The 11,280-nt window shown below is 61.2% G+C and carries 16 protein-coding genes; 14 read left to right on the plus strand and 2 right to left on the minus strand.

Features of this window, described 5'->3' with window-relative positions; genetic code table 11:
* Positions 1-64: 64 nt before the first annotated feature.
* The 13 genes from GFJ39_RS06160 to GFJ39_RS06220 all read left to right on the plus strand — a co-directional run bounded on the left by GFJ39_RS06160 (position 65) and on the right by GFJ39_RS06220 (position 8,905).
* A complete protein-coding gene (locus tag GFJ39_RS06160; protein ID WP_153430510.1) occupies positions 65-472 on the plus strand; it encodes a hypothetical protein in 408 nt (135 codons plus the stop codon).
* A gap of 196 nt (positions 473-668) precedes the next feature.
* The gene (locus GFJ39_RS14445; RefSeq protein ID WP_267902333.1) at positions 669-797 is read left to right on the plus strand and encodes a hypothetical protein; all 129 of its coding nucleotides are present in this window, start codon (positions 669-671) and stop codon (positions 795-797) included.
* Between the two features lie 54 nt (positions 798-851).
* On the plus strand, positions 852-1,202 hold the full coding sequence (locus GFJ39_RS06170) for a hypothetical protein (protein WP_153430511.1): 351 nt from the start codon (positions 852-854) through the stop codon (positions 1,200-1,202).
* A complete protein-coding gene (locus tag GFJ39_RS06175) occupies positions 1,199-1,720 on the plus strand; it encodes a hypothetical protein (RefSeq protein WP_153430512.1) in 522 nt (173 codons plus the stop codon). Before GFJ39_RS06170 ends, GFJ39_RS06175 begins: the two co-directional genes overlap by 4 nt.
* Positions 1,721-1,746: 26 nt before the next feature.
* Positions 1,747-2,097, plus strand: a complete 351-nt coding sequence (locus tag GFJ39_RS06180) for a single-stranded DNA-binding protein (RefSeq protein WP_015074910.1) — start codon at positions 1,747-1,749, stop codon at positions 2,095-2,097.
* A gap of 92 nt (positions 2,098-2,189) precedes the next feature.
* Entirely contained in the window at positions 2,190-2,411 is a 222-nt protein-coding gene (locus GFJ39_RS06185; protein ID WP_016738684.1) for a hypothetical protein, read from the plus strand.
* Between the two features lie 743 nt (positions 2,412-3,154).
* The gene (locus GFJ39_RS06190; RefSeq protein WP_153430513.1) at positions 3,155-4,135 is read left to right on the plus strand and encodes a DUF3991 and TOPRIM domain-containing protein; all 981 of its coding nucleotides are present in this window, start codon (positions 3,155-3,157) and stop codon (positions 4,133-4,135) included.
* Complete coding sequence (locus GFJ39_RS06195; RefSeq protein WP_153430514.1) at positions 4,132-4,803, plus strand: hypothetical protein; 672 nt, start codon at positions 4,132-4,134, stop codon at positions 4,801-4,803. Before GFJ39_RS06190 ends, GFJ39_RS06195 begins: the two co-directional genes overlap by 4 nt.
* Positions 4,800-6,848 (plus strand): ATP-dependent helicase, encoded by a 2,049-nt coding sequence (locus tag GFJ39_RS06200; RefSeq protein WP_153430515.1) that lies wholly within the window; start codon positions 4,800-4,802, stop codon positions 6,846-6,848. Before GFJ39_RS06195 ends, GFJ39_RS06200 begins: the two co-directional genes overlap by 4 nt.
* A 282-nt stretch (positions 6,849-7,130) precedes the next feature.
* Positions 7,131-7,622 carry a MucR family transcriptional regulator gene (locus tag GFJ39_RS06205; protein WP_153430516.1) on the plus strand — a complete coding sequence of 164 codons (492 nt, stop codon included), beginning with the start codon at positions 7,131-7,133 and terminating at the stop codon, positions 7,620-7,622.
* 86 nt (positions 7,623-7,708) lie between these two features.
* The gene (locus tag GFJ39_RS06210; RefSeq protein ID WP_325062848.1) at positions 7,709-8,080 is read left to right on the plus strand and encodes an ABC transporter substrate-binding protein; all 372 of its coding nucleotides are present in this window, start codon (positions 7,709-7,711) and stop codon (positions 8,078-8,080) included.
* The gene (locus tag GFJ39_RS06215; protein ID WP_153430517.1) at positions 8,080-8,472 is read left to right on the plus strand and encodes a hypothetical protein; all 393 of its coding nucleotides are present in this window, start codon (positions 8,080-8,082) and stop codon (positions 8,470-8,472) included. Before GFJ39_RS06210 ends, GFJ39_RS06215 begins: the two co-directional genes overlap by 1 nt.
* Before the next feature lie 67 nt (positions 8,473-8,539).
* Entirely contained in the window at positions 8,540-8,905 is a 366-nt protein-coding gene (locus GFJ39_RS06220; RefSeq protein WP_325062849.1) for a hypothetical protein, read from the plus strand.
* Between the two features lie 11 nt (positions 8,906-8,916).
* Here the strand turns inward: GFJ39_RS06220 and GFJ39_RS06225 are convergent, their stop codons facing one another.
* Together GFJ39_RS06225 and GFJ39_RS06230 are read right to left on the minus strand one after the other, a co-directional pair.
* Positions 8,917-9,510, minus strand: a complete 594-nt coding sequence (locus GFJ39_RS06225) for a nuclease-related domain-containing protein (protein ID WP_325062850.1) — start codon at positions 9,508-9,510, stop codon at positions 8,917-8,919.
* A gap of 222 nt (positions 9,511-9,732) precedes the next feature.
* Positions 9,733-10,086 carry a hypothetical protein gene (locus GFJ39_RS06230; RefSeq protein WP_099213647.1) on the minus strand — a complete coding sequence of 118 codons (354 nt, stop codon included), beginning with the start codon at positions 10,084-10,086 and terminating at the stop codon, positions 9,733-9,735.
* Between the two features lie 247 nt (positions 10,087-10,333).
* On the opposite strand from GFJ39_RS06230, the gene GFJ39_RS06235 reads away from it, so the two are divergent.
* Positions 10,334-11,158 (plus strand): hypothetical protein, encoded by an 825-nt coding sequence (locus tag GFJ39_RS06235; RefSeq protein WP_153430518.1) that lies wholly within the window; start codon positions 10,334-10,336, stop codon positions 11,156-11,158.
* The last annotated feature ends 122 nt before the right edge of the window (positions 11,159-11,280 follow it).

Genomic DNA, 11,280 nt, shown 5'->3' on the forward strand with positions numbered 1-11,280 from the left:
TTTTTTCGTCCGCCCTTCAAGGCCGCCCGTTCCGGAGCGGCCTTTTTCAGTTCTGGAGCCCGACATGCCCGTTTTTATTGTGACGCTCAGCGAGCGCCAGCTTCTCTCCGATCGCGTCACCTTTCAGGTCGAGGCCGAGACGGCCGAGGCAGCCGGTCAGCTTGTGCTGGACGCAACGGCCGACGAGCCGAACGAGAGCGGGCTGCGCCCGGTTCGCCTGCCAGACGGTCAGAAGACCGTTCTCGAACCCGGAGACGTGGACGGCAATGAGGTCTCGGTGTCCGTCCGCCCGGTCGATCAGCCGGATGCGGTGGCCACGCAGATCGGCGCGTGCTGGCATCTGGATCTCTCGGCACCTGAAGCGCGCCGCCTTCTGCCGGTTCTGACCGGTGCGGTTGTGGACGAGGACGATCCCGTGACGCGTGCGCTCTGTGTCCGCCTGGCGCGGCAGGTCGCCAATCTCGCGCAGTAGGAGGCGGGAAAAGAAAAAGGGGGAAGGGAAAAAAAGAGAGGGCAGGCACCACACCGGAGCCTGTCTGGCAAAGGGTGGGTCGGCCGTGTCCTCGCTGCGCTGCGGGTCGTCCGATCCCGCTGCGTTGCAGCGCCTTTGCCAGCCAGTCTCCGCTGCGGTCGCCGGAAGAGGTCATGAAAGAAAACAGGAGAATGACATGGCCGACTTTTCCAATCTGCGTCCCCGCAACCGCACAGAATGGCTCGAAGTCGCGGGCTTCGTAGGAGGTGCAGCGCTGTTCGCAGCCTTCATCGTTCTGGTGGTGGTGCTTCCCGCCTTTCTCTGACCGATCCGAGATCAGCCGCCCTCACGGGCGGCGCTGTCCTGTGTGGAGATCACCATGCCGACATACACTCTGGCTGCCATCCCTGCGGCCTCTCACGGGAGCTTAATCTCCTGTTTATCTCCGGGCCGTTACAGAAAGACCCGGATCGAGGCGCCTGATCTTGCCGGGATCCGGGCAGCCGTCGCCGAGTACGGCACGCGCCTGCGCGGCGACTATCCGGAGGCCTCCTTTCTTGTGTCTGTGACACCCGAGCGTGGGAGCGATCATCCCGAGGGCTTCTGCGAGGCCCGGTGGAAGGGATCCCTCGGTACCGAGCAGTGGATCAGGATGATCCCTGAGGAGACGCCGTTCAAAGCCTACCTCGCCAGGGTTGAGGCGATGCTTAACCGCGAGGTGCGGTCATGAGCAGCATAGAGCCAGCATCCATTGCGTGCCCGTCCCTGCGGCGGCCGCCGATCGAGCCTCAGGGCCTCACCGCGACGCAGTTCAGTGACACGGTCGAGAAAGCGAAAATCGGCAACGCGCTCCTGTCCTTCATCGCACGCGGGTTTCCGCAGAGCGCGTGGAACCGCACACTGTACAACCGCCTGAGCCAGATGTTCGGGCATATCGCCCATTACGACATCCACGGCTTCTGGGGCGCGCAGTTCTCCACGACACAGGCGCGTCTGGGCTTCCTGCGCGGCATCGCCCTGTACCGCTGTTATGGCGATCCGGCGTGGACCTGGTCGGACGTCGAACGCGACATCCGCAACCGCATCATCGGCAGCGGGCTGATCGACGCCTACACGCGCGCCCTTGCCGCCGAGCAGGAGGCACGCGACCGGGCCGATCTGGCCCGTCTGGCACAGCGCTTCCGGATCTCCCTGCCATCCGAACACCAGCCTCTCCCTGCCGCGCCCGTGCAGGCCGAGCTTTTCTGACACGGGCCAGAGAAAAGGACAGAGCAATGGCTCAGACCCTCAGCCTTGCCATCGTCATTGGCAACCTTGGCGCGGATCCTGAAATCCGCACAGGACAGGACGGACACCGCGTGGCCCTTTTCCGTCTGGCGACGGACAGCCACCGTACCGACCCCCACACCGGCCGCCGCGTCCCCCAGACCGTGTGGCACAGGATCGTCTGCCACAACGATTTTCTGACAGATCTTCTGGAGCGACGCGCCCGCAAGGGCCAGCTCGTGTTCGTGCGCGGCGCTTACGAAGTCCGCCCGGGTACCGATCAGGGGCCGCCTGAACCCGAGATCGTCGTGAGCGCCCAGGACGGGGATGTGAGGATCCTCACCGACACAGGCCGCTGACGTCCTCTTTCTTCGAAACACGCACGCAAACCGGCCCTGGAGCCGGTCTTTTTATACCCGCTTCCTGACAGAGGCGGGTCTCAGGAGGTTTTATGTTCTATTCGACGCCCGCTCCCCTCACAGTCCCTCGCAGTCAAGCGCGCGCGCTGAGTGTCCGCCTCATGGCAGAGGCCGTGCTCCTGGAGGACACGGATCAGTCCCTCATGCTGCCATCGCGCCTGACGGCCGGTTTCCGCCGCAAGGCCGCGACCCTGCGCCGTCGGTCACACGAGAAGCTCCTGGACAGCCTTGATCGTCCGGAAGGTGTGGCATGAGGACGGCGACGGTGGACCGCCGCGCGTATTCACGCCGTTTCTGGGACGGAAAAACGCGGTTCTCACAGGCCGTGAGACGCACACTGGCGGACCTGGAGCGACAGAAAGGGCAGACGAAGAAGGACGATGAGGAGAGGAAGGATGCGCGATCCCTGAAAAAAAGCTGAGGCCGAGCGCTTCAGTCGCAGATGGCACGGGCAGACTGGTGACACTTCTTGAAGGATCCGTTCATGCCGAACCATCAGACGTTGCCGCTTCAACCACCCCTTGCGGGGTGGCACGGAGCTGTGTTCCGACCTCGCCGTCATGCGATCAGTGTGACAGTCACGGACCGAGGGTCTCAAGACAACCCTTCGGGCTCCAGACCGCGTCTTTCGTCAAAAGAAGGCCGCGTTCATCGCAGGACGATGTCCCGCGCTGCCCGCAACCCGCTTTTGCCGATCCGCAGTCTTCCGGTCCTGACACCCTCGGCCCGCAACTGTCGTGTTCCTGGCAGGACGGGACGAGAAAAACGTCTCCACACATTTCCTTTCAGCGGCAACACCGGGGGCTGCGCTGCCCCCGAGACCCCCGCAGGACGAACAAGAAAAACTGGTTTTTGTCGCGCTGGACGCAAGAACTATTTCCATAAAACAAGTAAATATATTGCACGGTATTCCGTTATATTCAGTGGATATTGTGACGGTAATTTACTATACTTCCCAAAGATCGAAAGTAACGGACGTTCCGGAGGATTTTCCGTCATGGCTTACCAGAACTCGCCTCAGCAGATGAACGACGAACTCCAGAAGTTTCGTGACGAGATCAGTTGCATCGTTGTTCTGGAACATGCCGGTTACAGGTTCGCCCGGTCCGAAAGTTCCGCCCGTCACATGCGCTTTCGTCGCCAGAAGGGCGAGAGCATCATCGTGACCCACGGCGGCAAGGGCTGGTGGGATCCGCATAACTCCTCTTCGATCGTCAAAGGCTCGGTCATCGACCTGGTCCGGTTCCTCAATCCGGGCATGTCCCTTGGCAACGCGCGCGTTGAACTGCGTGGAATGCTGGGCCTGACGCCGAGCGGGGCCGAGTACGTGGCGGAACCGAAGGAGCGCAAGCCCGCGCGTGATCCGCAATATATGTGGAAGAACCGTCAGGCGCCCCATCCGGGGTCGGCCGCCTGGACCTATCTGACCCGCGACCGTGCGTTGCCGGAGAGCGTCCTTCGTCTGGCGATCCAGCAGGGTCTTCTGCGTGAGGGCATGAAGGGCACGGCCTGGTTCGCCCATAGCAACAACGCAGGCGAGCTGACCGGCATGGAGATGCGCGGGCCGGACTATCGCGGCTTTTCCTCGGGCGGCGGTGGCAAGATGCTCTTCCGGATGAGGACTGGCGAAAAAGGGGAAACGCCCGTTCGTCTGGTCATCGGTGAGTCTGCCATCGACGTGTTGTCCTATGCAGCCATGGACCCGTTCAATTTCGAACCCAGCCTGTATGTCTCAACAGGTGGCGGCATGAGCCCCGAGGCCCTGGAGGAGTTTCGTGCGCTTCTCGGCACCCTTGAGGCAGGCGGCCGTGTCATGATTGCCGTGGACTGCGATGCCCAGGGCGACCGTTACGAAGAGATCTATGCACCCATGATCCGTGAGGCCGGGCTGAAACCCCTGCGCTACTCGCCGAGTGCCAGGGACAAGGACTGGAACGCGGTCCTGCAGCGCCGCGCCCGTCAGGACGTGGCCGCATGAAACAGAGTAAATCCCGTCTGAGCTGGCAGGCCGTCACGCTGATCCTGTGGCGGCAGGACACGGAGGCCATGAAGGTCTGGAAGCGTGCCGGGGTGGGATCCTCTGCCCCTGAGGTCTTCTGCGAGGCGCAGACGCCCGAGGGTCTGGTGCAGGGTGTCGTGATCGGCGGTGATCGCCTGAATGACGCCTGGGACCGCGACGGCGAGCTGATCGTCTTCACCCGCAAGTCCACGATCGTCCGTCTGAACGGACCTGAACTCCCAACGCTCACTTTGTCAGCCTGCCCCAAGGCTTTTGAGGACGTCATGATGTATAACGACACCCGATCAACGGCCCGCCAGCATATCGACCAGATGGTTCTCAAGAGCGGCCTGACCTTCAACATGCTGGGCCACGAAAAGGCCTCTGCGATCTGGATGGATCATGCGCGCCGCCTCGGCTGTACGGATCCTGAAGCGCCGGAGATGCCGGTCCCGCATCAGCTCGTGTGGCTGGGCAGCGGCCTGAACCGCGCACTGGCCCTCGTCATTGCCGGGCGTTGGGACGGCCCTCATGAGGGCTTCAATCTCTATCATCCGCTGACCCTCTTTACCGACAGCAGCAATGTCGTGGCCGTTGAGGATCCGGTGGCGTCTGAAGTCTATCCGGTTGAGCAGGTGCCCGCATGAGCGCCTATCCCCAAACCCTCGCACCCGTACTGGATCCGCTGACCCCTGTGCAGCGTGAGGCCGCCATGGCGCTTGGCCGCGTGCTGGTCCTGGCCGGGGCCGGAACGGGAAAAACGAAGACGCTTACGGCTGGTGTGGCGTGCCGGATTCAGATGTATGGGATGCGCCCGTCACAGATCCTGTGCGTGACCTTTACCAACAAGGCTGCTCAGGAAATGCGCGAGCGCATCACGAGCGTTTTAGGCGAGGGACAGGCTCCGTTCTGGCTTGGCACCTTTCACGGCCTCGGGGCGCGGCAGCTCCGGGCAGAGCCTGAGGTGGCGCAGTTGCACCCCGGCTTCGATATCCGCGATGCAGACGATGCGACGGCGCTGATCCGTCGTCTCATGAAGGCCATGGACCCCGACACTGTGCCCGAACCGGACACAGGCAAGAAGTGTGACGTCCGGCAGGTCAAGACAATGGGCGAGCGGATCGGGCATCTGAAGGAGAACCTCGTCACACCTGAGGCCGCACCGGCCTGGGTGCGCGGGCTGATCGAGCGCCGCCGTGCAGCGCGTCAGATGGTCGATGTCGAAGGCTGGGAGTTTGCCGTCCGGCTCTACCAGATCTATCAGGCGACCCTGCGCGAGCAGAATGCCGCCGATTTCTCGGACCTGCTGATGTGGCCAACGCTTGCGCTGATGAATGACCGATCCTACCGTGACAGGTGGTCGCAGCGCTTCACGTCTGTGATGGCCGATGAGTTTCAGGACGTGAACCGTGCGCAGATGCTGTGGCTCACCTATATGTCTGAATACTCACGGGAACTCTTTGCCGTGGGCGATGATTCGCAATCAATATATTCTTGGCGTGGGGCCAAAATTGGCTTCATCCGGAACTTCGTTCGGGAGTTTGACGGGGCCAGACTTTTCAAGCTCGAAGAAAACTTCCGCTCGACGCATCATATCCTCCAGGCCGCCAACGCCATCATCGCGCGAGACCCGGGCCGGATCCCGAAGACGCTGTTTACCCAGAAGGGCGATGGTCAGAAGATCGAGGTGCTCACCTACGATTATGCGTCAGATGAGGCCGACGCGATTGCAGCCGAGATGGGACGTCGTGCGGCAGAAGGCGTCGCCTGGCACGACATGGCGATGATCTACCGGATCAACCGTCTGTCCCGCTCTCTGGAAGAAGCGCTGCTCAAGGCGCGTATTCCCTACGAGATCATCGGCGACGTCGGGTTCTACCACCGGGCCGTGGTGAAAGACGCGCTCGCTTTCCTGATGCTGGCGGCCTGTCCGGACAGTCGCCAGTCCGATGAGGCGTTCCGGCGCGTGGCCAATGTGCCCAGGCGCGGCCTTGGCGCCAAGGCGCTTGGCCAGATCGAGCAGAAGGCGCAGGATCGCGGCCTCAGCCTGTGTGCCGCCGTCACTACGGCCACGCTTCCCGCCAAGGTGCGTGACAGCCTGCTTGCCTTCCGTGAGACGGTCTCCCGGATCGGCCAGATCCCGGACATGCGGCTCTGTGATCGCCTCGATACGCTCCTGAAGGAGACCGGCTACTACACGATGTGGCGGGAGGCCGCGTCTGAAGAAGGGGAGACGGCCTTGCAGAACCTGTCCGAGCTGGTTGGGCTGGCCGAGGGCTTTACCCGGCTTCAGGATCTTCTGGAGCACGCAGCCCTTGCCACGGCCTCACCGAACGAGCGTGGGCGCGATCGGGTGCAGCTCATGACCATGCACCGCGCCAAGGGTCTGGAGTTTCCCCACGTTTTCCTGCCAGCCTGGGAAGAGACAGTCTTTCCGGGGATGGGCGAGCGCAATTATGAGGAGGAGCGCCGTCTGGCCTATGTGTCGCTGACCCGTGCGATGCAACAGGCCACGATCAGCAGTGTCGGCTATCGTCAGGGTGTTTCAGCGAGGCCGTCAGGCTTCATTGAGGACATCCCTGCCGAGCATCGCGTGACGGGCTGGCTGCGCCAGCAGGGGCAATCGAAGAGAAGAGAGACAGGGGGCCGGTTCCGGCACACGGCGGCCGCTCTTGATGCCATGGGGTTTTAAGGCATGCCCGATCATCACAGTCCTGACGACAGGCCATACACCTCCCTGCGGCCCAGGACGAAGTCTGGCTGGCTTTATGACTGCGACGTGTGCGGGAAGGGGGCGGCTTTCGGGTTCATCGGACCGAAAGGCGATACGCACTACTGCTCCGAACACCGTCATCTGGGACGAGGTGTTGCCCCGGCTCCTATGCCGCGAGCGACGCGACCTCAGTGACCTGTCATGTTATCTTGCGTATAGACAGACACTCTACACAGTCAAAATTTGAAAAAGGCATTTGAAATGACCACAGACGTTGAAACAGATTTCCGTCATCTAACGGCCGATATTGTCGAAAGCTACGTCAGTGCTCATGAGGTACCGGTAGAACAGATTCCCGAGCTGATCCGGACTGTCCATGCAGCCCTTGCGACGGCAGGTCAGGCGCCGGAGCCAGAGCCAGTCGAGCTGGTCCCGGCGGTCAATCCGAAGCGGTCCGTGTTCGAGGACTACATCATCTGTCTCGAAGACGGAAAAAAGCTGAAGCTGCTCAAGCGCCACCTCAAAACGGCCTACAATCTTACGCCGGAAGAGTATCGCGAGAAGTGGGGCCTGCCTTACGACTATCCCATGACGGCGCCAGGATATTCCCGTCGTCGCACGGAGCTTGCTCGCGAGATCGGTCTTGGCCAAGGAAAAAACGGTCAGACTGAGCCGCCTGTTGAAGAGACCGCGCCTGAGGTGCCTGTGCGGAAAATCCCGGAGAAGCGTCGCGGACGCCCTGCAAAGCTCTGATTCTCTTTTAGGAAGTCGCAGAAGCGGTCTTTACCTTTGCGGGGTAAAGCGATCTTTTCAGATCCAATGAACCGCAAGGACAGACCGTGACCCGCCTTCTTTCTTCTCTCGCCCTGGCAGCCGGCCTCACGGCCGCTGCGCTTTCGCCAGCCTTGGCCCTCGATCCCGCGCTTGGGAGCATGGGGATTGCGACCCCGTCACCCGTGGCCGGAGGCCATGCGGCCTCTGTCCGAACCACATTTGAAGCCATCCCTGACAGTCTTCAGGATCTTCTGAACAAGAATTATCTCATCCATTCCAGCGCAGGCGAGGAGGGCAATATCCTGATCCTCCAGAAGGATAATGGTGCGGCACAGCCTTACACCTGGGTGCGGTGCGAGCTGATTGGTGATCACAACGGCAATACGCGTCTGACCTTCAGTCAGCATGTGACCTCCACCTGCTGGAAGCTGAACTGATGTGTGATGCGATGCCGGTCTCAAAGACCGGGCCTTTTCGTCCGCAGACCCAGCAGGTTGTGGATGCGCTGAACACGGCCTTTCCTGGCCAGTATGCAGGTGTCTGCAAGGCCTCCGATCTGCCATCCGAGGCTGAGGAGGAGCACGACGACGATCTTGAGGATGACGGACTGCTCAGCGATTTCGTCTTCCTGTCGGATGGATGGGCTGTGCGGGTCGATTACGATCCTGAAGATCCGGATTTCTGCCTGGGCCTGTCGGCTGGCAGCACGGAGGCACCGGCTGAAGGTCTGGAAGTCGATCTTGATGACGGTGAGGAAATTCCGGATGGCGTCCTGAAAGACGTCACGGACTTTATTGACGAGCAACGCCAGGCGTCGGCAAAACACTGACCTGTCTCGATAAGGGAGGCCCCTCTGTGGCTTTCCTTATCCATCTCAGCAAGGAAGGACTGGCCGCGTGACTGGTGAACCGATCTATCCCGCCCCCTGCACATATGAGAGCCTGACCGAACAGCAGAAAGAGGCTGTTGGTCAGTTCATGTCAGAGCGTTTGAAGCAGAAAACCCGAGGTATTCTCCCGGGAACGCTGCATACTGTGCTTGAAAAAGGGCGGATTCAGGCGTTCGTCTCCTGGGACGAGCATCATGTTTATGAAGTCAGCCCGATCACCAGCCTTCGCCTGGTGCTCGATCCTGATGGGCGCCCTTTGGGCTGCCCGAAAGACGGGCTTCTCTATCTCTCCGACGTTAGCGGGGAGGTGGTGGTCAGGATCCTGCCGACAACCCGGTATACAGCGGCCGCCATCGGTATTGCCGTGGAATAAGACGCTATCGCCTATCTCTTTGTGTGATGGGCGACGCGCACGATCCTCTGCCACAAGCCCATCATCAGTCCTGACGCCTCTCCGCAGTTGTGTCGCAGTTCGTCGGCGAGGGCGTCCGGGGTTCTGACACTGGCCTGAAGGGCCGGGCTGACGCTAGCGCGTCCTGTCAGGACCACGCGATTCAGGATCTCCACATCCAGACAGGCCTGTGACGTCACAGCGCGGACGGCTGCGCAATGGCCCGCATTCTGGCGAAGAGGGCTGTAGATCAGGCGGCCAGCCTCCTCTTTCCCTAGACGTTGGCGCCAGTATTCGTCATTCGGATGCCCGCTCAGATGGCCTGCATAGTGCTTGGTCTCGATGACCATGAGGGCACGGGGCAAAAGGACGAGATGGTCGATCTGGGTTGTGCCATCACCAGAGGCCTTGGGAAGACGAACGTCATGGAGGCTTGGCCGTCCCAGATCGTTCAGGAGGGTGCGGATCCTGTCTTCGCCTTTCGCACCTTTGAGTTCTGCCTGAAGGCTCTTCCAGGCCGCGTGCGCGTTGTCGCTCCGCTCAACGCGCGAAGGCCCACCCCGGGGCCTCAGCCTCAGGCGAACCACTGGTGGTATTCCCGTTTGTGAGAATAAGTCGTCATCCTGTTCTCCCCTGTATCTGTACTGAGGGTAAGACTAGGCCTTCGGCCTGCGACTTATACGCTGAGGGACAGCGCTCTTACGGACCGCTACCCAGAGACCCATCCAGCAGCGCCAAAGCAGAAAAAGAAGACAAAAAAAAGCCGGGGCAAAGCCCTGCCTTTCTGATCCCATACGGGAGAGTGGCTTTTACTGCGGTTGACCGTTCGGCGCTTCGGCCGCAGTCCCATTCATCTGACCAGGCTTTGTGGAATGCTCCACGTCATAGGCCGTGGCCTTCTCTTCATAGGAGCCTTTGGCTCCTGGATGATCCTTGTCATAAAGCGCCGCCTTGTGACGTGCTTCCTTCCGATATTCATGTCGGACGTACATACCGGTGATGCATCCGCCCGTGGCGCCCAGAACACCATGATGGTTGGCAACATGGCCACCTACGGCGCCTGCGGCACCGTACTTGAGGCATCCACCCGGCTCTGCCTGGGCGGAAGCAAGTGTTGTTCCCAGAAGTCCGGCAGCAGCGGCAATCATCAGGGAAGTTTTCATAAAAGCATCCTGTTTCTCAATAGGCTCCGGCGAGGCCGGTTGGTTGAACATCCATAGAAACAGATGAAGGATAGAGGAGTTGCTGGTGGGGACAGGCAGGGAAGGGGCGAGAAAAGGAAGTCCAGTCGCCACAGGCCGTCTGGCCGCCACAATGGTTCGGCCGCACGCGGCCCGCGCCCTGGAGGGCGCGCCATTGTCCCGTCCAGCCGTCTGCGCCTTGCGGGAGAGCATCTGAAAAAAGAAAAGGATGCTTTCCGTGGCTACTCCCGTCACAACAGTCTTCACGCTCACCGGCCCGCAGGACCGTCTGCGCCAGATCGCCGGAGAGCGCGCCTACCGGACCTGTGCACCAGACCAGATGGCGTGGGAGAACGACACGACGCTGGTGATGACCCTCGAAAACGGCATCGGCACGTCCTTCCTCCGTCACGGAGATGGGCTTTCTGACGACTATCCCGACGTCAGTATCCGGGGCATGGAGTATTTCGACTGCTTCGATGATCCGGGCTTTGCCAAATGGCAGGGCGGTCAGCTTGTCTATGAGGCTGATCTCATCACCGTCTTCGGAATCCTGTTTCCGACGGACGCCTCAAAAGACTGGCCGGGCTGTAGCGCCAGCTTCTGGCACAGGTCTCCGCCTCTCTCCGCGGCCATAGCCGAGAACTGTCCCGACTTCGACCTGATGCCATTGCGGAAACTGGCAGGGCCAGCGCCCGGATGGGTTCAGACCTCGAATGGCTTCGCCACTCTTCTCCTCCGGCTGCCTTCATCACCCGATGCGCAGGATGGCGTTGCCGTCATCTTCTATCCCGGGCTGGGGAGAGCCACTTTACTGAAAAATGTCGATCGTTTCGGAGGCTTCGCGCGCTACCGCCGCGTGTCCTACGGCCGCATTACAGGCCAGTATCAAGAATTGCGCCCGGTTCTCCGGGACTGCTGGAAGGCTGACGAGAAGAAAAGGCGCAAGGCTCGCCAGGAGCGGAAGATTCTGAAAAGGAAGACGAAGAAGGAGACCCGGGAGGGAAAGGCCGGTCTTTTCCATCTCTTCGATACTGACCCGTGGGTGGTTTGAAGGGCAGAAGAAAAGAAGGATCGGGGCGGCCCTGAAGGGTTCGCACGCTCTATTCCGCTAGGCTCCTGCGTCGCCAAGCTCCACCGAGCCCCGACGTCCAGCCGCCCTCAACCGGGCGTCTG

It is taken from the genome of Gluconobacter aidae, from assembly GCF_009547075.1.
GTDB classification, from domain to species: Bacteria; Pseudomonadota; Alphaproteobacteria; order Acetobacterales; family Acetobacteraceae; genus Gluconobacter; species Gluconobacter aidae.

Excerpts from the sequence above, each read along its gene's own strand:
- GFJ39_RS06160 (WP_153430510.1), top strand. The coding sequence starts at position 65 with ATGCCCGTTTTTATTGTGACGCTCAGCGAGCGCCAGCTTCTCTCCGAT.
- GFJ39_RS06180 (WP_015074910.1), top strand. The coding sequence starts at position 1,747 with ATGGCTCAGACCCTCAGCCTTGCCATCGTCATTGGCAACCTTGGCGCG.
- GFJ39_RS06215 (WP_153430517.1), top strand. The coding sequence starts at position 8,080 with ATGTGTGATGCGATGCCGGTCTCAAAGACCGGGCCTTTTCGTCCGCAG.
- GFJ39_RS06230 (WP_099213647.1), bottom strand. The coding sequence starts at position 10,086 with ATGAAAACTTCCCTGATGATTGCCGCTGCTGCCGGACTTCTGGGAACA.
- GFJ39_RS06235 (WP_153430518.1), top strand. The coding sequence starts at position 10,334 with ATGCTTTCCGTGGCTACTCCCGTCACAACAGTCTTCACGCTCACCGGC.
- GFJ39_RS14445 (WP_267902333.1), top strand. The coding sequence starts at position 669 with ATGGCCGACTTTTCCAATCTGCGTCCCCGCAACCGCACAGAATGGCTC.
- GFJ39_RS06205 (WP_153430516.1), top strand. The coding sequence starts at position 7,131 with ATGACCACAGACGTTGAAACAGATTTCCGTCATCTAACGGCCGATATT.
- GFJ39_RS06200 (WP_153430515.1), top strand. The coding sequence starts at position 4,800 with ATGAGCGCCTATCCCCAAACCCTCGCACCCGTACTGGATCCGCTGACC.
- GFJ39_RS06190 (WP_153430513.1), top strand. The coding sequence starts at position 3,155 with ATGGCTTACCAGAACTCGCCTCAGCAGATGAACGACGAACTCCAGAAG.
- GFJ39_RS06175 (WP_153430512.1), top strand. The coding sequence starts at position 1,199 with ATGAGCAGCATAGAGCCAGCATCCATTGCGTGCCCGTCCCTGCGGCGG.
- GFJ39_RS06195 (WP_153430514.1), top strand. The coding sequence starts at position 4,132 with ATGAAACAGAGTAAATCCCGTCTGAGCTGGCAGGCCGTCACGCTGATC.
- GFJ39_RS06185 (WP_016738684.1), top strand. The coding sequence starts at position 2,190 with ATGTTCTATTCGACGCCCGCTCCCCTCACAGTCCCTCGCAGTCAAGCG.
- GFJ39_RS06170 (WP_153430511.1), top strand. The coding sequence starts at position 852 with ATGCCGACATACACTCTGGCTGCCATCCCTGCGGCCTCTCACGGGAGC.